Source organism: Aeromonas sp. s3, assembly GCF_040907805.1.
GTDB classification, from domain to species: domain Bacteria; phylum Pseudomonadota; class Gammaproteobacteria; order Enterobacterales; family Aeromonadaceae; genus Aeromonas; species Aeromonas dhakensis.
In genome coordinates, this window is record NZ_JBFOCQ010000015.1 from 47,191 (window position 1) to 67,311 (window position 20,121).

At 58.1% G+C, this 20,121-nt stretch carries 22 protein-coding genes; 7 read left to right on the forward strand and 15 right to left on the reverse strand.

Annotation, left to right across the window (positions count from 1 at the left end; translation table 11 throughout):
* Window positions 1-124: 124 nt before the first annotated feature.
* From AB5Y98_RS08030 to AB5Y98_RS08090, 13 genes are all read right to left on the reverse strand, one after another.
* On the reverse strand, window positions 125-1,021 hold the full coding sequence (locus AB5Y98_RS08030) for a hypothetical protein (protein ID WP_368231685.1): 897 nt from the start codon (window positions 1,019-1,021) through the stop codon (window positions 125-127).
* A 120-nt stretch (window positions 1,022-1,141) separates the two neighbouring features.
* Window positions 1,142-1,861 (reverse strand): hypothetical protein, encoded by a 720-nt coding sequence (locus tag AB5Y98_RS08035; RefSeq protein ID WP_368231686.1) that lies wholly within the window; start codon window positions 1,859-1,861, stop codon window positions 1,142-1,144.
* Window positions 1,862-2,290: 429 nt separating this feature from the next.
* Complete coding sequence (locus AB5Y98_RS08040) at window positions 2,291-3,163, reverse strand: alpha/beta hydrolase family protein (protein ID WP_368231687.1); 873 nt, start codon at window positions 3,161-3,163, stop codon at window positions 2,291-2,293.
* A 173-nt stretch (window positions 3,164-3,336) separates the two neighbouring features.
* Window positions 3,337-3,636, reverse strand: a complete 300-nt coding sequence (locus AB5Y98_RS08045) for a hypothetical protein (RefSeq protein WP_368231688.1) — start codon at window positions 3,634-3,636, stop codon at window positions 3,337-3,339.
* Between the two features lie 686 nt (window positions 3,637-4,322).
* Window positions 4,323-5,951 carry a PAS domain-containing methyl-accepting chemotaxis protein gene (locus AB5Y98_RS08050; protein ID WP_368231689.1) on the reverse strand — a complete coding sequence of 543 codons (1,629 nt, stop codon included), beginning with the start codon at window positions 5,949-5,951 and terminating at the stop codon, window positions 4,323-4,325.
* Window positions 5,952-6,214: 263 nt separating this feature from the next.
* Window positions 6,215-7,081, reverse strand: coding sequence for a TIGR03899 family protein (locus AB5Y98_RS08055; RefSeq protein WP_017781524.1), 867 nt, complete (start codon window positions 7,079-7,081; stop codon window positions 6,215-6,217).
* Window positions 7,082-7,218: 137 nt separating this feature from the next.
* Window positions 7,219-7,698: a DUF3299 domain-containing protein gene (locus tag AB5Y98_RS08060; protein WP_017787621.1), complete on the reverse strand. Its 480-nt coding sequence runs from the start codon at window positions 7,696-7,698 to the stop codon at window positions 7,219-7,221.
* A 30-nt stretch (window positions 7,699-7,728) separates the two neighbouring features.
* A complete protein-coding gene (locus AB5Y98_RS08065) occupies window positions 7,729-8,976 on the reverse strand; it encodes an ABC transporter permease (RefSeq protein ID WP_005304686.1) in 1,248 nt (415 codons plus the stop codon).
* Window positions 8,970-9,659 (reverse strand): ABC transporter ATP-binding protein, encoded by a 690-nt coding sequence (locus AB5Y98_RS08070; RefSeq protein WP_368231690.1) that lies wholly within the window; start codon window positions 9,657-9,659, stop codon window positions 8,970-8,972. The genes AB5Y98_RS08065 and AB5Y98_RS08070 overlap by 7 nt, the downstream gene beginning before the upstream one ends.
* A 4-nt stretch (window positions 9,660-9,663) precedes the next feature.
* Entirely contained in the window at window positions 9,664-10,266 is a 603-nt protein-coding gene (locus AB5Y98_RS08075; RefSeq protein WP_042007052.1) for a DUF2796 domain-containing protein, read from the reverse strand.
* 35 nt (window positions 10,267-10,301) lie between these two features.
* Window positions 10,302-10,592 (reverse strand): hypothetical protein, encoded by a 291-nt coding sequence (locus AB5Y98_RS08080; protein ID WP_103858018.1) that lies wholly within the window; start codon window positions 10,590-10,592, stop codon window positions 10,302-10,304.
* 44 nt (window positions 10,593-10,636) lie between these two features.
* Entirely contained in the window at window positions 10,637-11,179 is a 543-nt protein-coding gene (locus AB5Y98_RS08085) for a YtfJ family protein (protein WP_368231691.1), read from the reverse strand.
* 257 nt (window positions 11,180-11,436) lie between these two features.
* Window positions 11,437-12,315 (reverse strand): hypothetical protein, encoded by an 879-nt coding sequence (locus tag AB5Y98_RS08090; protein WP_362818169.1) that lies wholly within the window; start codon window positions 12,313-12,315, stop codon window positions 11,437-11,439.
* Window positions 12,316-12,439: 124 nt separating this feature from the next.
* Between AB5Y98_RS08090 and AB5Y98_RS08095 the strand changes: the two genes are divergently transcribed.
* A complete protein-coding gene (locus AB5Y98_RS08095; RefSeq protein WP_017780517.1) occupies window positions 12,440-12,802 on the forward strand; it encodes a hypothetical protein in 363 nt (120 codons plus the stop codon).
* Window positions 12,803-12,827: 25 nt separating this feature from the next.
* Here AB5Y98_RS08095 and ppa read toward each other — a convergent pair whose 3' ends face one another.
* The gene (gene ppa / locus AB5Y98_RS08100; protein ID WP_368231692.1) at window positions 12,828-13,358 is read right to left on the reverse strand and encodes an inorganic diphosphatase; all 531 of its coding nucleotides are present in this window, start codon (window positions 13,356-13,358) and stop codon (window positions 12,828-12,830) included.
* 179 nt (window positions 13,359-13,537) lie between these two features.
* Here ppa and mpl point away from each other — a divergent pair, with 179 nt between their 5' ends.
* Together mpl and AB5Y98_RS08110 are read left to right on the forward strand one after the other, a co-directional pair.
* A complete protein-coding gene (gene mpl / locus AB5Y98_RS08105; protein ID WP_368231693.1) occupies window positions 13,538-14,908 on the forward strand; it encodes a UDP-N-acetylmuramate:L-alanyl-gamma-D-glutamyl-meso-diaminopimelate ligase in 1,371 nt (456 codons plus the stop codon).
* The gene (locus AB5Y98_RS08110; protein ID WP_368231694.1) at window positions 14,905-15,516 is read left to right on the forward strand and encodes a flavin prenyltransferase UbiX; all 612 of its coding nucleotides are present in this window, start codon (window positions 14,905-14,907) and stop codon (window positions 15,514-15,516) included. Before mpl ends, AB5Y98_RS08110 begins: the two co-directional genes overlap by 4 nt.
* A gap of 73 nt (window positions 15,517-15,589) precedes the next feature.
* Here the strand turns inward: AB5Y98_RS08110 and AB5Y98_RS08115 are convergent, their stop codons facing one another.
* On the reverse strand, window positions 15,590-16,204 hold the full coding sequence (locus tag AB5Y98_RS08115; protein ID WP_005304640.1) for a TetR/AcrR family transcriptional regulator: 615 nt from the start codon (window positions 16,202-16,204) through the stop codon (window positions 15,590-15,592).
* 200 nt (window positions 16,205-16,404) lie between these two features.
* Here AB5Y98_RS08115 and hpt point away from each other — a divergent pair, with 200 nt between their 5' ends.
* The 4 genes from hpt (at window position 16,405) to AB5Y98_RS08135 (ending at window position 20,118) form a co-directional block, all read left to right on the forward strand.
* Window positions 16,405-16,935, forward strand: coding sequence for a hypoxanthine phosphoribosyltransferase (hpt, locus tag AB5Y98_RS08120; RefSeq protein WP_005304637.1), 531 nt, complete (start codon window positions 16,405-16,407; stop codon window positions 16,933-16,935).
* A 111-nt stretch (window positions 16,936-17,046) separates the two neighbouring features.
* The gene (locus AB5Y98_RS08125; protein WP_005304633.1) at window positions 17,047-17,964 is read left to right on the forward strand and encodes an ABC transporter ATP-binding protein; all 918 of its coding nucleotides are present in this window, start codon (window positions 17,047-17,049) and stop codon (window positions 17,962-17,964) included.
* Complete coding sequence (locus tag AB5Y98_RS08130; RefSeq protein ID WP_005304632.1) at window positions 17,961-18,734, forward strand: ABC transporter permease; 774 nt, start codon at window positions 17,961-17,963, stop codon at window positions 18,732-18,734. Before AB5Y98_RS08125 ends, AB5Y98_RS08130 begins: the two co-directional genes overlap by 4 nt.
* A gap of 232 nt (window positions 18,735-18,966) precedes the next feature.
* Entirely contained in the window at window positions 18,967-20,118 is a 1,152-nt protein-coding gene (locus tag AB5Y98_RS08135; RefSeq protein WP_368231696.1) for a double-cubane-cluster-containing anaerobic reductase, read from the forward strand.
* Window positions 20,119-20,121: the final 3 nt, after the last annotated feature.

Genomic DNA, 20,121 nt, shown 5'->3' on the forward strand with positions numbered 1-20,121 from the left:
ACCGGCGAGCCTTGAGCCGCCCCAAAGTGGTCGATAGCAGCCCCGCAAAAGGCTCTTCCGATCCTTGCTTATATCGCGGCGGGGAGGCTACAAAGAGAGCTGCACCTGATTTTTAATCGCCTTGTTAGCCATTTTTATACACAGATGATCTTAAGGCTTTGGACAATGATGAAGATAACTTTTTATGCCCAAAACTATGTTTAGTAAAGGGTACATAAGAGAACCTATTTATAAAAACTGGAAAGCCATTTTCCTTTCTGAAGAAGGGTACTTTATAATGAAATATTATTCCTATGCAAGCAGGCGTTTCATCTTCGTATAAAGATCGTAGATTATAACTGAAGTCATTAGCAAATATAGCCATGTTTTTTTGGATTTTTTCTATATCCCCGTAACACTCTTGTCCCAGATCTTTTTGGATTTTCCATATCAGCTTTGAAATTGAAATGGCAATTAACCCAAAAGTATTGTTTTCAACAGAACATCTTTTTTTAATCTGTTCAAAAGCCTTTGAAATGAGATTTTCCATATTGCTTTCGCTATTTATTCTTTTGCATTCAACTAATATGCCAGCATCTTCAAATATAAAGTTAATATCTGCATCAGTTACAAATTCAGCTGCAATCCCCGCCCTGATAAATCTAGCAGCTGTATAGAGTTCGAAGGTGAAATTTCGTCCATGAATGGTACCCCCATCATTCTTTTCATCAGAAAGAAGGTAAGGGCCAGAATTCACGTGTTTAAGAGCAGACTTGATTTGATTTTTATCCGCGCTCTCTAAGAATTGATATATTTCCAAAATGTCATGCAATTCAGCCAATGCCCAAAGGACATCTATATCAGTGAGCCCTCTAAATTTATCGCTTAAATACTTGTTAGCTATTATTTTTTTGTATTTTTGGAACCGAGCAGAGGTCACGTTAAGGCCAAATGACTCAAGCCATGATTTAGCTTCTTCAAATTTTTGAAGCATGCGTTGTATATCTTGTATAACCACACCATGTGAGTCAATATTATGCATAAGTTTACACTCCACATTACTAATGTGAGCAGTGCAATAAAAACCTGCATACCACATTAATAACTTAAAGAACGCATGGTAAAAAATAACATGCGTTGCGAATCCATCTTGAATAGTTTCTTAGATATTATCTTGCAACTCTTTGATTGGCTTTAATCTCTGGGCATGATACTTAATTTTTTCAGAAACCCGTCTGACAGCTTCAGGGGTTGTCAGCCAATTAGCACCGCAAGTTCGACCTGACTGATTCATCAGATTTTCAAAGTTAGTAAGCTCAACGCTGTTTGGTGTATGGCCAAAATACATTGTTGCAAGTTCAATTTTGGAACCGCTGTAGCCACCCCACGCGATCAAGGAACTTAATGGAAGCATGTCGACATTAATAACAACCTCTTTCTGTTCATCACCATATCTTCCTAGCCCATGATGATATGAATCGATGCTGTTTTTATGCTTGTCTAAGTATTCACAAAACCCAGCATCATTGAATAAAGCACTAATATTGACAATGACCTCATAATTATTGTTATCTTTTAGTTCTAAAATTATCCCTTGATACTCTGAATCTTTTGGGGGGACTCCACCTTTAAATGACTTTGCAACCTCAAGAGATGTTGTCCACGACGATATACTTTCATTAAGTTGATATTCTGTACCAATAGTCCAAACTGCTCCATGGTTAAGAGCAATTTGTCTATAGCAATTTCCTTTAAAAACTTTGAACACGTCTGGTAAGTTCTGACAAGCTTTTTTTAAAGCATTCGCCCGTTTTAATTTTTGCTCAGGGCTGCCACCTCTTTGCCAATCTGATATAGCTTGTAACAATTCAATACTGTACATATTTACCTCTAATACCTTACATCTATCTCCGCTTCGCCCTGATACAGAGTATGAGAAATGATATTTAAAACCTATGACTTACATGCCGATATTTGATGCTGTTTGCTCTCGTTTGGCTCCCTGTTTTGTGCAACAATTTCCACTATTTAGAAAGAATCTGAAGGCATTGGCCATGGTGAGCGCTATCTCGTATGTTGGGCTAAAAATAGTAGGTTGGTGCTGAACGAAGTAAAGCCCAACGTTTACCGCGAAACGTATCTGCAAATTTGTTTTACCGAACGACCCAATCCATGTTTATCCCGCTCTGGTTTATTTGATCATGCTCGTCCGTTGGACTTCGCTCTGCGCTAACCTACAACAACCACGTGACAGTCCCTGAGTTTCAGTCTCCAGCCTGCTTATCCCCACTTCAATCAATTGACACAGGGTTTATTGGTTTGGGTTATCTAGCTTGGACTTTAACCAAATATTTATATCGCTGACGACCTCATTGCGCAGGTTTTCCCCATCACTGTTTTTCAATCCATGGTCAAGCGCTTCGTAACGCCGATACTCAATATTACTTTTCCCGAGGTCCTTAAGGCGCTGCAACAATTCATCTGTTTTCTGAGGTGATACCGAAGTATCCATTCCCCCCTGCATGATCAGCAAAGGAGACTTTACTTTTTTAAGGGTATCAAGTTGATCGATGGAGAGCATCTGCTGCCACCAATGATAGCCATGTCCGCTCACCTCAAGATCAAATGGTTTGCTGTTAAGAACATGCTGGGCAAACCCTTTAAAACCGTCGATCTCTTTTCTCGCCTCTTCGGGGTTGTTATGTTTTACAGCGATACTGTGTGAGACGTCATCGATAAACCAGCGGCCACCGCCATTAAAGGCGACGGTGGCATCGATATAGTCAACTGCTGCGGTCACCAGGTTGGCGATAACGGCCCCTTCACTGCCGCCCAAGAGAATTAATGTCTTGTATTGCCCATTTTTTCGAACAGTATCGAGCACAGCCTTGATATCCGCGACCCGCTGTGCAGGGCTGTCCTTTTCAAGGTACTGAGCAGGGCAATCCTTGCGTGCCGGATCGGTACTGTATTTTAATTTGCTATCAATGCCATATTTTTCGATTAACAACAGGTCAGCTTCTGGCCAAACATCTTTATAGTCGGAAAGTATCGAATTTATATTAAGCACACTGTTGCAATCAGAGCCTTGCAGAATCAACAGCAAGGTATCTGTATCATGGGTATGTTGGACCAAGTAATAGGGGATGGGCGAGCCATCATCCCTGCTGGCAGTGCGAGTCATGACCTCTTGGGCGCTTGTCGAGCATGTCAAAAAGAGCAAAAGTAAATATATTGTTCGCACTCTCATTTTACCCTTGGCGATCAGAACAAGGCGCAACCATGCAGAGCGCAGAAATCCTGCCGAGTCCATAAAATGCAAGTGGGTCAGGTTGCCATGGTATTATGGTAATGATACTAGCCCCAGCTGTTATTGGTTTTTGCATAACGAACGACCTGATATATCGCTATGTTTTCAGTTGCCAGCAGCCGGATTATTTCTGGTATGCATTGAATGGGGAGCTCCATTTCATAGCCATGGGCCAAGGTTACTATTTTTTCAGCCCGTGCGGGGCCCAGAAAACCAGAGATGATTTCCTTGGCCATACCATCATGATCACGAATCTCGAAATAGACGTGGTACATGTCAGATGTGTAATCCAGTGGTGTGCCTATTTCCTTAGTCTCATATGGCGGTACTGCGTCTGTGTTGTTCATGTTGCCTCTGAACTATTTCATTTGTTAAATGCGCCAAGGAGATATTACACATTGGCGTATCATGTCTGAAGGGAAATGCTGCCTTTTATGGCGAAGCGTTTCCAGTGAAATTAGTAGCCTGGCTGGGTGTGGCGTTTTTTAGTGCTATCACCTGGGCAGTGAAATAATGGTGCCAACAAAATCAGGGCTGTCATCCTTGTTAATAACGCGCAGCCGGTCGCCACCCGCGTGGCTATTCCTCAAGCAAGGCTACCGCCCCTGAATTCCAGCCTCCAGTCTGCTGCGCTTTCCCTGCGATGTGGCTCTGGTCTGGTACATGGCTGCTTCGACGAGAGGTGATCCTGATGGCCATGTTACCGAACGGAGCTGGTTAGGGAAGGGGGAGTGAGTGATTTCTCGGGCAAGATCAATAAATTGAGCTGCCATGGGGGGGGCGGGCGATAGGGGTATCTCAACGCCCTTGCTTGCTCAATGCTCGCTGCGTATTTGGGCGGGGGGAATGAACTGCGGGATGCCACTTTGTGGAATGAGTTGCAGAGCAGATGCCAAGGTAATGACATCAAGGCCGGGCCAGTGATGGCATGGGCATCCCGGCCCAGTCAGATCTGCGTTTCCCACCAGAGATAAATGGGCCCGCTGTCGGTGACGACAGGGGCCTTTTTTGTTGTTAGCGCACGGTCTCGGGATCAGCGGGCCAGCACCACCTGGCCGGCAGGGCTGGGATTGGCGAGTTGTGGAGAGGCGGGTTGTTGCTGGAACTGGCGAACCAGTCGATCCAGGTCGCTCAGTTGCCGCACCAGCTGGTTGATGCCGTGGACGGCATGCTGGCTGCCGACGCTGGAGTCATCGGCCAGGGTCTTGATGCTGAGCACGTTGCGATCGATGTCGGCAGTGACCTGGGACTGCTCCTGCACGGCATGGGCTATCTGGCTGCTGCCGGAGGCGACCTGCTGCAACATGCTGTTGATCTGCTGCAGTATGGTGCCGGTGGCGGAGGCCTTCTGCTGGCAACTGGCGGAGAGATCCCCCCCCTTTTCCATCGCCTGCTCGGCGTTGGCCGCGCTGGTTTGCAGCAGGTTGATCATCTTCTGGATCTCGCCGGTGGAGGCCTGGGTCTTGATGGCCAGGGATCTGATCTCGTCCGCCACCACCGAGAAACCGCGGCCCGCCTCGCCGGCCCGGGCCGCCTCGATGGCCGCATTGAGGGCCAGCAGGTTGGTCTGGTTGGCGATGCTGTTGATGACATCGAGGATGCCGTCGATATCCCGGCATTGGGTCGCCAGGGCGTGGATCACCGTCTTGGAGGTGGCGATCTCGCCGTGCATCCCCTCGACCGCCCCTATGGTCTCCTGCACGCTGCGGTTGCCTTCCCGGAACAGGTCGGCGGTTTCATCCAGCAGGTCGGATGCGGCGGTGGAGCTGTGGGACACCTCGCGGATCGACTCGGCCATCTGGGTGATGGCGGTGGCGACCTGATTGGTCTCGGCCTGTTGTTGCTGCAGGTTGCTGGTGATGGATTCGGCATTGCGCAGATCGCCTTCGGCCGAGTGCAGGATCCGGCTGCAGGTCTGCTGGGTGCGCGCCAGCACGGCGTTGAACTCGGCCTGGTTCATCAGCATGGCGAGCTCGATGGCGGCGATGTTGTCGACCTTGTTGGTGTAGAGCAGCTGCATCAGCGGGTTGTCGAAGCGGCTGCGGGCCAGCTTGTCGAGCTTGCCGAGGCGACGGTTCAGGGCCTGGGTGATCATGGCCGCCAGCAGCAAAGGCAGCACGGCCAGGGCCAGCAGCCAGCCGGAGGCCTGCTCATAGCCCAGCGCCATCATGGCCACCAGGCTCGGCAGCAGGCAGAGGGTGATTGCCAGCGTGTGGGAGAAGGCCGGCAGCCTGAGCGCCAGCGGCGCCTTGTCGGCGCGCAGCCCGGCATAGATGCGCTCGGCCCGCTGCTTGATCTCCTCGCTGGGGGCGGTACGCACCGATTGATACTCCACCACCTTGCCGCTGGCATCCTTGATCGGCGTGACGAAGGCGCTGACCCAGTAGTGATCGCCGTTCTTGCAGCGATTCTTCACCGGCCCCATCCAGCTCTTGCCGGCCCGGATATGGTGCCAGAGGTCGGCGAAGGCCTGCTTGGGCATGTCCGGGTGGCGCACCAGGTTGTGGTGCTCCCCCTGCAGCTCCTCCAGCGTGAAGCCGGCAATCTGGCAGAACTCCTCGTTGGCATAGGTGATGCGGCTCTCCAGATCCGTGGTGGAGATGAGGTGCTGGTGTTCGGGATAGCGACGCTCATGCTGGGTGACAGGCTGATTGACTCTCATGGTGTGCTCCGAAACCGGGTTGTGGGGAAGGCGTCATCACCAATGCAAGGGCTGCACCAGAGGGGGCGAAAATCGTCGATCATGCGGCACTCATGCGGTACGGCGGGGGGCGATGGCCGGTGGCGAGCGGATCTGCGGGCGTGGGGCTGGCGCGTCAGAGAGGGCGGATTTGCATTTCAGGAACCGTTTTGGCAACGGCGGCGCCATTTCGCGAGCGGCGGCGGGAGGCGCAAAACAGCGGAGCCCTGACGGGCTCCGGAGGATCAGGGGGTCGGTTCGGCCGGGGCCGGCTCAGGCCCGGCGGGCGGGGTCAGCATCATGGTCTCGATCTGCAGCCCCTGCACCAGCACGGTTTTCAGATCCTGCAGGTACTCCTCCAGCGGCGGCTCCTGCAGCAGCTGGGCGAGCTCGTTGCCGACCGGGGTCAACCGGTAGTAGAGCAGAGTGATGTTGGTCTGCTTGCGCTGCAGGCGCCAGCGCTGATCGCCGAACTCCAGCTCCACCCCGTCGGCGGGCAGCGGGCCGGACTCCAGCTCTCCCCGGTGCAGCAGGCCGAGTTCGAACAGCTGCAGCAGGGCGTTGTAGGGGATGCGGTACTTGCCAAGGCCGAGCCGAGTCACCCGGGCGCGACTGAGCAGGCTGGCCCCCTTGTGCAACCCCAGCAGCAGCCGTTGCTCGTCGCTGCCCACGTAGTGGCAGGAGAGGGAGCAGATGCGCTGGAACAGCTGGGCCTCGCGCTGGGTCATCTCCTTGAGGGTGGTGAGGGCGCGGATGGAGAAGCGGCCCGGGGTGGCGATCTCGATGGCGAAGATGCGGCCCCACAACTGCTGCATGGGCACCATGCTGATGTCTTCCGCCAGTTGCAGGAAGTGGGTCAGCCAGTCGCTGTCCATCTCGCCGCCGGCGGCGGTCTCCTCGCAGTGGCGGGAGGCCATCACCATGATGGATTCCAGGTTGCGCTGGCGGGCGGCCTGATCCGCCAGCTGGCGAAAGGCGGCGCGCTGCTCGAAGGTGCTGTCGCTGTTGCGGGTGAGCATGCCGTCGATGCCGCGGCTGCGGGCCAGGCGCAGGGTCTGCTCCTGGCTGCTCAGGATGGAACTCTCTTTCTTGGGCGGGGGCAGGTCAGCCATGCTGGCTCCGTGATCGCAAGGTCTAGCCTTGAATGTTACTCCAACCGGGATGGCGGGCAATCCCTCAGGCAGGGGCTGGTCGGGTTCTTGCCATAGCGGATAACAAAACGGCCTCCCGCGGGAGGCCGTGTGCCTGGTTACTGCTCTTCGTAGACGCTGACCTCGACCGCTTCCAGCGAATAGGAGGCGGTGGCCATCTCGTGACTGGAGCTGACCGTACGCATCTTGCCCTTCACCCAGATGGCGTCCCACAGGTCGTCCACCGGCGCTCCCTTGGGGTAGCTCACATAGACCACCTGGTTGGTGGGCGGGGGCGGCACATGGATGCAGGCGCCGAAGTAGGGCACCAGCAGGAAGGCGGTGATCTTCTTGGCATCCCCCTCCAGCGGTACCACGAAGCCCGGGATGCGCACCTCTTGGTTGTCCAGCTTCTTGTTGACCCCGCCCACCGGCTGCGGCACTGAGGCAAGATTGCCATCGTGGCTCACCTGGGGTGGGGGCAGCAGCTTTTCACCTTCCGGAATGAGCACATCCCAGTCGATGGTCTTGTAGTCGGCGGCCATGGCCGGCAGCGTCAGCAGGGCGGCCAGCAGCGCCACGATTTTCCACTTCATCATCTGTCCTTCTCGTTTTTTATGGGCGCCAGGCTAGACGCGAATGCTCATGCCATCGCTCAGGCTGTAGCGATAGGCGCGGGCGGCGGGCAACAGGCCTATCACCATGCCGGCCAGCCAGACCAGCCCCAGCAGTTGCCACTCGTGGGCGCTTGGCAGCCCCAGGCTCAATTGCAGGCCATAGTGACCGAGCAGCCAGGGGGTGGCAAGGGCTTGGCCCAGGTAGAGCGCGGCCACCCCGAGCGCAATGCCGGCGGTGGTGAGGGCCATCGCCTCCAGCGCCAGCAGCAGGAACAGGTGGGAGGGGCCGGCGCCGAGGGAGCGCAAGATGGCGAGCTCCCGGCGCCGCTCGTTGAGGCCGGCCAGCAGGGTGGTCAGCATGCCGATGAGGCCTGCCACCACCACGAAGCCGGCGATCACCGACAGCGCCGTCTCCGCCACGCTCATCAGGCTCCATAGCTCCTGCAGAGCGGCCCCCGGCAGGATCGCCATCAGCGGCTCGCCCCGGTAGGTGTTGACGCTGCGCTGCAGCTGGAACGCCAGGATCCGGTTGCTGAGCCCCACCATGAAGGCGGTGATGGTCTTGGGGGTGAGATCCTGTGCCAGTGCCTGCTCGGCGGTCACGTTCTTGCTGTGACGGCCGGTGTCCCAGCCCAGGTGGATCGCTTCGATACCGGCCAGCGGCACATGGATGGTGCGATCGATGGGGGTGCCGGTCGGTGCCAGGATCCCCACCACCTTGAACGGCAGGTTGTCGTGCTGGCTGAACGAGGTGTTGCCGGCGCCGTGGGCGATGACGATGGACTGCCCCAGGTGATAGCCGAGCTTCTCGGCCACCTGGGCGCCGAGCACCGCCTCAAACGGCGTGTCGAATGCTCGCCCTTCACGCATGACCAGTGCCTGCTGCTGGCCATATTTGAGGTGGGTGAAGTAGTCGCCATTGGTGCCGAGCACTCGAAACCCCTTGTGGGAGTCACCAAGGGAAAGCGGGATGGTCCAGGCGATGCCGGGTTGTTGCTTGATGGCCTGATAGGCATCCCAGCCCACGTTGTTGGTGGGATTGCCGATGCGAAACACCGAGTAGAGCAACAGGTTCACCTGGCCGGAGCGGGCGCCGACGATGAGGTCCGTACCCGACACCGTATTGGCGAAGCTCTCGCGCGCCTGGTTGCGCACTCGCTCCACCCCGAGCAGCAGGGTGACACTGATGGCGACCGCCAGCAGGGTGAGCCCGGCGGTGAGACGGCGGGCCCAGAGGCTTTGCAGGGCGAGTTTCAGCATGTTGCCCTCCTGTTCAGTTGTTGCAGGTTTTCCACCCGCGGAAAGAGCGGTTCGAGGTAGGGGTCGTGGCTGACGAAGATCAGGGTCGAGCCCTGCTTGTCGCACTCCTCGAACAGCAGCTTGATGAAGGCGGCCCGGTTGTCGGTATCGAGCGCCGAGGTGGGCTCGTCGGCGATCACCAGCGGCGGTGAGCCGATCAGCGCGCGGGCGGCGGCCACCCGCTGCTGCTGGCCGATGCTGAGGGCATGGACGGGTCTGTGCAGCGCCTCCTCGGGCAGTTGCAATTCCCGCAGCAGACGGCGCGCCTCCTCGGCCGGGCTGCCCTGCAGCCGGGCCCGCTTCTCGGGGGAGAAGGTGAGGGCGCTGGTGACGTTGTCCTGCACGGATAAAAACGGCAGCAGGTTGAACTGCTGGAAGATGTAACCCAGATTGGCCGCCCGGAAGTGGTCACGGGCACGGCCGGATAGCCGGGCCAGCGGTTGGTCCAGCACCTCCAGGGTGCCGTGGTTGGCGGTCTGGATCCCGGCCAGCAGGCCGAGCAGGGTCGACTTGCCCGAACCGGACGGTCCCTTGATGAACACCCGCTCCCCCTCGCCGATGGTGAGGGCGGGCAGATCGAGTACAACCTCGTGACCCGGCCAGGCAAAGGCCAGATCGCGGATCTCAACCACGGCGTTTTTCATGGCGTTACCAGCTCAGTTTGTTGGCGGAGGGGGTCAGCTCGGCCGCGGTCTGGCCGCTGGGCAGGATGCCCTGCACGCTCAGCTTCTCCAGGCTCGGATAGACGCTGAACAGGGTGGCTTCCAGCCCGGTCAGTTTGGCTGGCTCCGCGCAGGTGTAGGTGTACATGGCACCCATGTCGGCGTGACCGGCATCGTCGTGCTGGTGTTCGTCGTGCTTGCCGTCAGACTTCTGGTGGTCATGGTCATGGTCATGGTCATGGTCATGGTCGTGGTCATGGTCGTGATCTTCCTTGGCGGCCTGCAACGCCTGCTGGGTCAGCGTGCAGCCGGCGGCCGGGTCGAAGCGCAGCAGGGCATCGGGTTGCTTGAGCTGGGCCACGGCCTTGGCGTATTGCGCTTTCTCGTCATCGCTCTTGGCGGCGTGCTCGAAGCCCACCAGATCGGCGGCGGGGGCCTGCAGCTCGATCATCAGCTGGTTGCCGTCGAGCACCAGGTTGAGGTGGCCGTGGCCGTGTTCGTGGGCACCGTGGCCGTGACTGTCGTGTTCATCGTGGTTTGCCTGCACGCCAAATGCGGCGGCCGCCAATAACAGGGTGACTGCTTTCATCGTTAATCCTTTGAAAAGTTTATTGAAAAATGGATTTAGCCGGATAAGCGATGAAGTGGTGGCGGTGCGCGAATGCGGCACTGGCCTGAGGGGGTGGCATGAGGTTTGGGCAAGGCGGCATCAAGGAGCTTGCCGATGACGACCTGTGAAGAGGGGATGACCGGGGTCGGGGTGAGTGCCAGCTTGCCATCCAGATGCAGGGCGCAGAGGACGCAGGCGTGGTTGTGGCCGGGCAGGTCGGCTTCCAGCGGATGTTGTGCCAGCACGGGTTGCAACCACAACCAGCCCAGCAGCAGCAACCAGATTTTCAGCTTGGTACGACCCATAGACCCCTATCAAAGGGGCGCCATCAGCGCCCCTTTTCTCTGGCTTAGAGATGGGACTGGATGAGCCCCATCACGGTAGCGATATTGTTGGCATCGAGCTGTCCGTCCTTGACGAACAGCACCTTGCCCTCTTTGTCCAGCAGGATGATGGCCGAGCTTTCCGGCGCCAGATCCCAGGCGTTGCGGGCCATGCCCTTGGCATCCAGCACCATGGCGGACCAGGGGAATTCCTTCTTGCTGTCTTCGGCACTGCTCTTCACGAAGCCGGAGGTGCCCCAGATGGCGTCATTGCTGTTGATGATGGTGACGGTCTGGTACTTGTCGTGGGGCAGCTTGGCCACCTTGATCGCTTCGATCATGGGGGCGTTGAGCTCCTTGGCGCTGGAGCGACCGGCGATGTGCTGGATCAGAAAGACTTTGCCGGTCAGTACCTTGCTTTGCCAGGGCTGATAGCCGATCTCTTTCTCTTTTAGTACCAGCTCACCCTTGTCGCCGATGTTGACCAGCGGCACCTGGGCCGACTCCTTGATGTTGTGAGCCAGGGCCAGGGTTGGCAGCAGCGCCAGAGTAAGTACGAGATGTTTCATCCTGATGACACTCCTTTTGTTATGTTATAACGATTTTTGCATTGAGGGAATGGGGCCGAACTCATCCTAAACTGATCGGATCTGTTTAAAAAGTGTTAAATAAAAGCCGGCGTTGAGGCGTTTGACTGCCGCCAGCACGGGGGCTGGTGGACAAAGGCGGCTAGGATGGCATGCAGTCGATAAAAATCAATTGCTTATCAACTGGTTTGAGGAGTCTGGCCGCGCTCTGCAGCCAGACTTGAGGAAGGGGATAGGCCTCAGTAGAGCGGTTCGCTCACCAGCGGGATCTTGGCCATGGTCATCTGCTGGGCCAGCAGGGGAGAGCCGGTCAGCAGTATGTGGCGCTGGTTGCCGATCACCACTGTATCCCCTTTCAAACCGCTGTCGGCGGTGATGGCCAGCCAGGCTGGCGAGACGCTGCCAATGCTGATGTTCGGATAGATGATGCTGAGCATGTACTGGGGGGCTAGCTCGGCCAAGAGGCTTGCCATCAGCAGCGCCTTCTCGTCGCTGTCCGCCTTGTTGTTCTGCAAGGCCTGCAGCGGCGGAGCGAAGTGGTCCATCTGTTCGGGCGGAGTGGGAATGCCGCTCAGCCACTCCTGCAGCAGGCCGACGCTGGTGGTGAGATCCTTGGCCAGGAACTGTTTCGCCAGGGGCCTCAGGTCGCCCTTGAACTGGTAGAACAGCTGGGAATAGTTGGGGCGCACGCAGGGTAGCTTGCGGTTGGCGGGGTGAACGCAGGGCACCACCCGCATCTGATAGAAGGCGTCGTCCTGATATTGCTGATAGGCCTGCCAGAACAGGGTCGACTCCATGCTGTCGTCGTGCAGGGTGAAGGCCTGCTCCAGATTGCGAAACTTGGTGGCGGTCTCAGGGCTGGTCTGGTTGATGAGGTTGATGCTGTTGTAGAGCCGCGGGCTGATGTAGGAGTAGAGGGTCTCCAGCGGATAGTTGAGGGAGGCATCGAGCAGGGTCATCTCGTGGCGGCTGGCGGCGATGACCCGTTCGTCCGCGTTCAGCTGCAGGTGCTTCTGCTGACCGTCGCTCGATTGCCATTGCCAGCTCAGGGTGACCTCGTTGGCCCCGGCCATGGACGCGAACACTAGACTCAACAACAGACCTTGTGCCAGTTTCATGATGTGCATCCTGCTCGGGGTGATAATAAACAACTAGGTGAGCTGGCCGATTTTGGATGAGTCTGGCATTTGTGATTTTGATAACAGATTGATCGGGCTTTTAATTTAATTCTGGAAATAAGTCATGCAGGAAACCGTCATGAAGCGAATCACACCCTTGTTGCTGCTGTTGGCCACGCTGCCGGCCGCGGCGGGGCCGGTCATCGTCAACCAGGGAATGTCCAGCGCGGATACCTTTGCCCTGCGCGACAAGCTGGCGAAGGAACATGAGTGGCAGGAGTGGCTGCGCTTTCAGCAGGCCATCAAGTGGCTGGAGGTGCTGCCGGTGAACTGCGAGCTGATGAGCGATGCTGGCGGCAGTTATCGCTGCGGAGGGAATTACTACCGGCCCTATCAGCAGGATGGACGCGACATCTATATACAGGGGGATCCCAGCGGTGTGACGCCGGGTCAGCCCCAGCAACAGCCCACGAAAAAGGCGCCCTGAGGCGCCTTTTTCACGAAGGTTACGCTTACTTGGCAGCGTAACGCTCGGCAGAGTTCTTGATCTCTGCTTCGGCAGCGGCCTTGTCGCCCCAGCCTTCAACCTTGACCCACTTGCCAGCTTCCAGCTCTTTGTAGCGCTCGAAGAAGTGCTGGATCTGGGCGCGCAGCAGCTCAGGCAGATCGTTCACATCCTGGATGTGGTCGTACTGCTTGGTCAGCTTGGAGTGCGGAACGGCCACGATCTTGGCGTCTTCGCCAGATTCGTCGGTCATCTTCAGCACGCCAACCGGGCGGCAGCGAATGACGGAGCCGGCCAGCAGCGGGTAGGGAGTCGGAACCAGCACGTCAACCGGATCACCATCCAGAGACAGGGTGGCGTTCACGTAGCCGTAGTTGCACGGATAGAACATCGGGGTAGACATGAAGCGATCAACGAAGATGGCACCGCTGTCCTTGTCGACTTCGTATTTGATCGGGTCGGCGTTCTGCGGGATTTCGATGATGACGTAGATGTCGTCGGGCAGGCTCTTGCCAGCCGGTACCAGATTCAGGCTCATGACGTTTCCTTTGAGTGTTGGAGTCAAGTTTGCAGGCCGATATTATAGCGATGTCGCGTCAAATGACCATATTTCAGGGCCACTGCGACAGAGTTGGTGGATACCGTGCAGCTTGGGTCTGCCAAATTGCCGTCACCTTGTTAGAATGCGCACTTCCCTTTACTGCGAAAGGAAGCGGTATGCATATTCACATTCTCGGGATCTGCGGCACCTTCATGGGTGGTCTGGCGGTGTTGGCAAAACAGCTTGGTTATCGGGTCACCGGCTCTGACGCCAACGTCTATCCCCCCATGAGTACCCAGCTCGAGCAACAGGGCATCGAACTGACCGAAGGCTACGATCCTTCCCAGCTCGATCCGGCGCCGGATCTGGTGGTGGTCGGCAACGCCATGAGCCGCGGCAACCCCTGTGTGGAGTATGTGCTGGATCGCAATCTGCCCTACATCTCCGGCCCCCAGTGGCTGCTGGAACACGTGCTGCAGGATCGCTGGGTGCTGGCCGTCGCCGGCACCCACGGCAAGACCACCACCGCCAGCATGCTGGCCTGGGTACTGGAATACGCCAAGCTGGAGCCCGGTTTCCTCATCGGCGGCGTGCCCGGCAACTTCCCGGTCTCCGCCCGTCTGGGCTCGGCTCCCTTCTTTGTCATCGAGGCGGACGAGTATGACTGCGCCTTCTTCGACAAGCGCTCCAAGTTCGTTCACTACCACCCGCGTACCCTGGTGATGAACAACCTGGAGTTCGACCACGCGGATATCTTCCCGGATCTCGCCGCCATCCAGCGTCAGTTCCACCACCTGATGCGCACCGTGCCGAGCAACGGTCGAGTGCTCTTCCCCAAGGGGGACGAGAACCTGGCCGCCGTGCGCAAGATGGGCTGCTGGAGCGAGGTGGAGCTGGTGGGTCAGGACGATGCCAAGTGGAAGGCGGTCAAGCTGGCCGACGATGGCTCTGCCTTCGAGGTATGGCTGGACGGTGTGAAACAGGGCGAGGTGCACTGGGAGTGCATCGGCGAGCACAACGTCAACAACGGCCTGATGGCCATCGCCGCCGCCCGCCATGCCGGTGTCATGGTGGGGCACGGCATTGCGGCCCTCTGCCAGTTCAAGTCTCCCAAGCGGCGGATGGAGCTCAAGGGGGAAGTGGCCGGCATCAGCATCTATGACGACTTCGCCCACCACCCCACCGCCATCGAGACCACCCTCGGCGGCCTGCGCGCCAAGGTGGGCAAGGCCCGTATCCTGGCGGTGCTGGAGCCCCGCTCCAACACCATGAAGCTGGGAGTGCACAAGGAAGAGCTGGCAGGCTGCTTCGACGGCGCCGACGAGGTGTTCTTCTTCCAGCCGCCCAACATCGGCTGGGATCTCGGCGAGGTGACCGCCCACATGACCCGACCGGCCAAGGTGTTCAACGATCTGGAGACCCTGATCAACCGGCTGGTGGCCGAGTGCCGCGATGGCGATCATATTCTGATCATGAGCAATGGCGGCTTCGGCGGCATTCATGACAAGCTGATCGCCCGCCTCAAGGACTATCACGGCCAGCTATGAACAAAGCGATCACCCTGGCGCTGACCGGTGCCTCCGGCGCCCCCTATGCCCTGCGCCTGCTGGAATGCCTGGTGCAGGTGGACTATCGGGTTTATCTGCTCGCCTCCTCGGCGGCTCGTGTGGTGCTCAAGACTGAGCAGCAGCAGGAGTGGCCGGGCTCGCCAAAAGAGCTCTCTGCCTACCTCTGTCGCCAATATGGCGCCAAGGAGGGGCAGATCGTCGCCTGTGGCAAGGAGGAGTGGTTCTCGCCGGTGGCTTCGGGCTCGGCAGCGCCCAAGCAGATGGTGGTCTGCCCCTGCTCCATGGGCACCGTCTCGGCCATTGCCAACGGCACCTCCGACAACCTGCTGGAGCGGGCGGCGGACGTGGTGATCAAGGAGCGCGGCCAGCTGATCCTGGTGCCCCGCGAGAGCCCTTTCTCGGCGATCCACCTGGAGAACATGCTGAAACTGGCCCGCCTTGGGGTGACCATCATGCCGGCGGCGCCGGGCTTTTATCATGAGCCGAAAAGCATCGCGGATCTGGTGGACTTCATGGTGGCGCGGATCCTCGATCATCTGGGGATCGAGCACGCACTGACCCGCCGCTGGGGCTACGACAAAGGGTGAGATGAGCGGATAGCGGACAAACAAAAGCGGCGCCGACCTGAACAGTTCGGCGCCGCTTTTTTGCTGGAGCGGATTAGGCTGCCTGGATGGGGGCGGTTACGTACTTGAACAGAAAATCGGTCACCTCTTCCCGGCTCGGGCGTTGTGGCTGATTGATCATCTGCATCATGACGTAGCCGAAGCCGGTCAGGGAGCGGGCCAGATCCTGCGCCGACAGCACACTCTGGATCTCGCCGGCATCCATGGCGCGTTGCAGGTGAGGTGCAATGCGTTCCAGAGCCTTGTCCAGCAGCTTGGCGTAACGGGGCCAGACCTCTTCCCGCACCGATGAGCTCCACTCCAGCCAGATGCTGGCGTGGTCAGGCTGATCGTAGGCGGCGTCAACAAACAGCTTCACGTGGCGGCGAATGCTGTCGCTGACCGGGCCCTGGCCGGAGTAGGCCTGTTCCAGCATTTGATGCACGAAACGTTCGATCTCGGCCAACACTTCATCCACCAGCTCTTCACGGGTGTTGAAATAGTTGAACACGGTAGCAACTGAGACCTTGGCCTGTTCTGCGATTTCGGCGTGACCCGCACGGCCGATGCCGCGACGGGAGAACACCTCGATGGCACATTCCATCAATTGATTGCGTCGGGCCTCCGGCGAAAGCCGGGTTCGACGTCTAATTTCTGCGCGTGGTTCCATAGTTTTTTCATCTAATAGTTATTGATTATGGTGTTTATAGTATTGTCACCGATAATGCCCGAGGGCCTGCTAACTCTATCAATTAAAATAAGCCGATAAAAGCATCACGTATGCCTGACGCCCTTCGGCTTGAATGGTAGAATCATCGGTTTTGACGTTAATGAACGGCCAAATTTGCTTTGGCCATTATGGAGTAAGTGATGAAACACACTGTCGAGGTGATGATCTCCGAGGCTGAAGTCGCCGCCCGGATCGCCAAATTGGGTGAAGAGATCACCGCCCGTTACCAGGGCTCTGATGAAGTGGTCATGATCGGCCTGCTGCGCGGCTCCTGCGTCTTCCTGGCCGACCTGTGCCGCCAGACCCAGCTGCCCATCACCCTGGATTTTATGACCGCCTCCAGCTATGGCTCCGGCATGCACAGCACCCGTGATGTGCGCATCCTGAAAGACCTGGATGACGACATCAAAGGGAAGGACGTGGTGATCGTCGAAGACATCATCGACACCGGCTACACCCTCAACAAGGTGCGCGAGATCCTCTCTCTGCGCGAGCCGAAATCCCTGGCCATCTGCACCCTGCTGGACAAGCCGTCCCGCCGTGAAGTACAGGTGCCGGTGGACTGGATCGGTTTCTCCATTCCCGATGAATTCGTGGTGGGCTGCGGCATCGATTATGCCCAGAAGTACCGCAATCTGCCGTTCATCGGCAAGGTAATACCGCAAGAGTAAGCAAGGTTCAGGAATATGACGGGCAAGGTGGCAGAGCGCCATTTTCTGTCTGCAGGCGGCCTTGGCCGCCTTTTCTGTCTCGAGATGGGATGAGCCATCACAGGGGTTGCAATGAACGCACTGGAAATCAGCGGCCTGAAGAAGACCTATCAGGGGGGCGTCGAAGCCCTTAAAGGCATTGATCTCACTGTCAAACAGGGGGATTTCTTCGCCCTGCTCGGCCCCAACGGGGCGGGCAAGTCCACCACCATCGGCATCATCAGCTCGCTGGTGAACAAGAGTGCCGGCAAGGTGAAGGTGTTCGGCTATGACATCGACACCCACCTGGAAGAGGCCAAGGCCCAGCTCGGGCTGGTGCCGCAGGAGTTCAACTTCAGCCAGTTCGAGAAGGTGATCCAGATCGTCACCCATCAGGCCGGCTTCTATGGCGTGCCGCGAGCCGAGGCCAAGATCCGTGCCGAGAAGTACCTGCGCCAGCTCGACCTGTGGGACAAGCGCGACATGCCGGCTCGCACCCTCTCCGGCGGCATGAAGCGCCGGCTGATGATCGCCCGCGCCCTGATGCATGAGCCCAAGCTGCTGATCCTGGACGAGCCGACCGCCGGGGTGGATATCGAGATCCGTCGCTCCATGTGGAATTTCCTCAAGGATCTCAATGAGCAGGGTGTCACCATCATACTCACCACCCACTATCTGGAAGAGGCGGAGATGCTGTGTCGCAACATCGGCATCATCGACAAGGGCCGCCTCATCGAGAACACCAGCATGAAGAAGCTGCTGGGCAAGCTGGGCCGCGAGACCTTCATGCTGGATCTGGCGCCGGGCTCCGCCGTGCCGAACCTGCCCGAGTTCAACGGCCGCATGCAGGACGAGCGCACCCTGGAGGTGGATCTGGACAAGAGCCAGTCCCTCAACAGCCTGTTCGATCAGCTGTCGAGCCAGCAGGTGCAGGTACTGAGCATGCGCAACAAGGCCAACCGGCTGGAAGAGCTGTTCGTCAGCCTGGTCGAGGAGGGGAGAAAAGCATGAACCTGACCACTTACTACATCGCCTTCAAGAGCATTCTGGCCAAGGAGATCAGCCGCTTCACCCGGATCTGGATCCAGACCCTGGTGCCGCCCGCCATCACCATGAGCCTCTACTTCGTCATCTTCGGCAACCTCATCGGCGGCCGCATCGGTGACATGGGGGGCTTCAGCTACATGGAGTTCATCGTGCCCGGCCTCATCATGATGTCGGTCATCACCAACTCCTACTCCAACGTCGCCTCCTCCTTCTTCAGCGCCAAGTTCCAGCGCAACGTGGAGGAGCTGCTGGTGGCGCCTGTGCCCAACTACGTCATCATCGCCGGTTACGTCGGCGGTGGCGTGGCGCGCGGCCTCTGTGTCGGCCTCATCGTCACCCTGGTGTCGCTGTTCTTTGTGCCGCTGCAGATCCACCACCTGTTCAGCGTCTGCTTCACCGTGCTGCTGACCGCCATCCTCTTCTCGCTGGGCGGCCTCATCAATGCGGTGTTTGCCAAGACCTTCGACGACATCAGCATCATCCCCACCTTCGTGCTGACGCCGCTCACCTACCTGGGCGGGGTCTTCTACTCCATCAGCCTGCTGCCACCCTTCTGGCAGGGGGTCTCCCAGGTGAACCCGATCATCTACATGGTGAACGCATTCCGTTACGGCTTTCTCGGGATTTCCGACGTGCCGCTCGGCACCGCCTACCTCATCATCATCGGCTTCATTGTGGCTCTCTACGGTCTGGCCTGGTGGCTCATCTCACGCGGCACCGGGCTGCGCCACTGATGCAATGCAACGGGCACCTTTCGGTGCCCGTTTCTTTGTTGCCTCTTTTACCTCTCCTGCGCTGGCCCCATCTCGAACAGGGCCAATAACCACCCTCATATCAAGGTTTTATCCGGCACCTTGTGATCCACCGCAATTTTCAGATTACCCCCAAAGGTATAATTCCCGCGGTTGGAAGGTCTGCAAAATGGGCCCTCCGTCTCTTCTTTTTCTCACCAGGGCAGGATCGCCTATGTCACTGATCACCGAGTTGCCAGCCATTTTCGACAGTTTTTCAGATGCCCGCCGGCAGGGCTTTCTGGCCGTGATGGCACTCAAGGAGCGACAGATCCCCCTGGTCGGCACCTACTGCACCTTCATGCCGCAAGAGGTGGCGATGGCCGCCGGTGCCGTGGTGGTCTCGCTCTGCTCCACCAGCGACGAGACCATCGAGGAGGCCGAGAAAGATCTGCCCCGCAACCTCTGCCCGCTGATCAAGAGCAGCTACGGGTTCGGCAAGACCGACAAGTGCCCCTACTTCTACTTCTCCGATCTGGTGGTGGGGGAAACCACCTGCGACGGCAAGAAGAAGATGTACGAGTACATGGCCGAGTTCAAACCGGTGCACGTGATGCAGCTGCCCAACCGCGCCGATGACGAGGCCTCCCGCACCCTGTGGCGCAGCGAAATCGTCCGCTTCAAGGCGTTGCTGGAGCAGCAGTTTGGCCAGCCCATCGGCGAGCAGGCGCTGCGAGAGGCCATCGTGCTGAAGAACCGCGAGCGCCGCGCGCTGGCCGACTTCTACCGGCTGGGTCAGCTCAATCCGCCGGCGCTGAGCGGCACCGACATCCTCAAGGTGGTCTATGGCGCCACCTTCCGCTTCGACAAGGAGCAGCTCATCAGCGAGCTGCAGGAGATGACTCGCCGCATCAAGGCCGAGTACGCCGACGGCAAACGGCTCGATGCCCGCCCGCGCATCCTCATCACCGGCTGCCCCATCGGCGGCGCCGCCGACAAGGTGGTGCGCCTCATCGAGGAGCACGGCGGCTGGGTGGTGGGTTACGAGAACTGCACCGGCGCCAAGGCGACCGAGCAGTGCGTCAGCGAGGAGGGCGATCCGTTCGATGCGCTGACCGACAAGTATCTGGCCATCGGCTGCTCCTGCATCTCCCCGAACCACCAGCGCATGAATCTGCTGAGCCAGATGGTGGAGGAGTATCAGGCGGACGGGGTGATCGACGTCATCCTGCAGGCCTGTCACACCTATGCGGTGGAGTCGCTCGCCATCAAGCGCCACGTGCGTGATCGCCACGGCATCCCCTACATGGCGGTGGAGACCGACTACTCCGGCGCCGACAAGGGACAGCTGGCCACCCGGCTGGCGGCCTTTATCGAGATGCTGTGAGGA

Coding starts and splice junctions, on each gene's coding strand:
- AB5Y98_RS08030 (WP_368231685.1), bottom strand. CDS start 1,021: ATGCATAATATTGACTCACATGGTGTGGTTATACAAGATATACAACGC.
- AB5Y98_RS08035 (WP_368231686.1), bottom strand. CDS start 1,861: ATGTACAGTATTGAATTGTTACAAGCTATATCAGATTGGCAAAGAGGT.
- AB5Y98_RS08040 (WP_368231687.1), bottom strand. CDS start 3,163: ATGACTCGCACTGCCAGCAGGGATGATGGCTCGCCCATCCCCTATTAC.
- AB5Y98_RS08045 (WP_368231688.1), bottom strand. CDS start 3,636: ATGAACAACACAGACGCAGTACCGCCATATGAGACTAAGGAAATAGGC.
- AB5Y98_RS08050 (WP_368231689.1), bottom strand. CDS start 5,951: ATGAGAGTCAATCAGCCTGTCACCCAGCATGAGCGTCGCTATCCCGAA.
- AB5Y98_RS08055 (WP_017781524.1), bottom strand. CDS start 7,081: ATGGCTGACCTGCCCCCGCCCAAGAAAGAGAGTTCCATCCTGAGCAGC.
- AB5Y98_RS08060 (WP_017787621.1), bottom strand. CDS start 7,698: ATGATGAAGTGGAAAATCGTGGCGCTGCTGGCCGCCCTGCTGACGCTG.
- AB5Y98_RS08065 (WP_005304686.1), bottom strand. CDS start 8,976: ATGCTGAAACTCGCCCTGCAAAGCCTCTGGGCCCGCCGTCTCACCGCC.
- AB5Y98_RS08070 (WP_368231690.1), bottom strand. CDS start 9,659: ATGAAAAACGCCGTGGTTGAGATCCGCGATCTGGCCTTTGCCTGGCCG.
- AB5Y98_RS08075 (WP_042007052.1), bottom strand. CDS start 10,266: ATGAAAGCAGTCACCCTGTTATTGGCGGCCGCCGCATTTGGCGTGCAG.
- AB5Y98_RS08080 (WP_103858018.1), bottom strand. CDS start 10,592: ATGGGTCGTACCAAGCTGAAAATCTGGTTGCTGCTGCTGGGCTGGTTG.
- AB5Y98_RS08085 (WP_368231691.1), bottom strand. CDS start 11,179: ATGAAACATCTCGTACTTACTCTGGCGCTGCTGCCAACCCTGGCCCTG.
- AB5Y98_RS08090 (WP_362818169.1), bottom strand. CDS start 12,315: ATGAAACTGGCACAAGGTCTGTTGTTGAGTCTAGTGTTCGCGTCCATG.
- AB5Y98_RS08095 (WP_017780517.1), top strand. CDS start 12,440: ATGCAGGAAACCGTCATGAAGCGAATCACACCCTTGTTGCTGCTGTTG.
- ppa (WP_368231692.1), bottom strand. CDS start 13,358: ATGAGCCTGAATCTGGTACCGGCTGGCAAGAGCCTGCCCGACGACATC.
- mpl (WP_368231693.1), top strand. CDS start 13,538: ATGCATATTCACATTCTCGGGATCTGCGGCACCTTCATGGGTGGTCTG.
- AB5Y98_RS08110 (WP_368231694.1), top strand. CDS start 14,905: ATGAACAAAGCGATCACCCTGGCGCTGACCGGTGCCTCCGGCGCCCCC.
- AB5Y98_RS08115 (WP_005304640.1), bottom strand. CDS start 16,204: ATGGAACCACGCGCAGAAATTAGACGTCGAACCCGGCTTTCGCCGGAG.
- hpt (WP_005304637.1), top strand. CDS start 16,405: ATGAAACACACTGTCGAGGTGATGATCTCCGAGGCTGAAGTCGCCGCC.
- AB5Y98_RS08125 (WP_005304633.1), top strand. CDS start 17,047: ATGAACGCACTGGAAATCAGCGGCCTGAAGAAGACCTATCAGGGGGGC.
- AB5Y98_RS08130 (WP_005304632.1), top strand. CDS start 17,961: ATGAACCTGACCACTTACTACATCGCCTTCAAGAGCATTCTGGCCAAG.
- AB5Y98_RS08135 (WP_368231696.1), top strand. CDS start 18,967: ATGTCACTGATCACCGAGTTGCCAGCCATTTTCGACAGTTTTTCAGAT.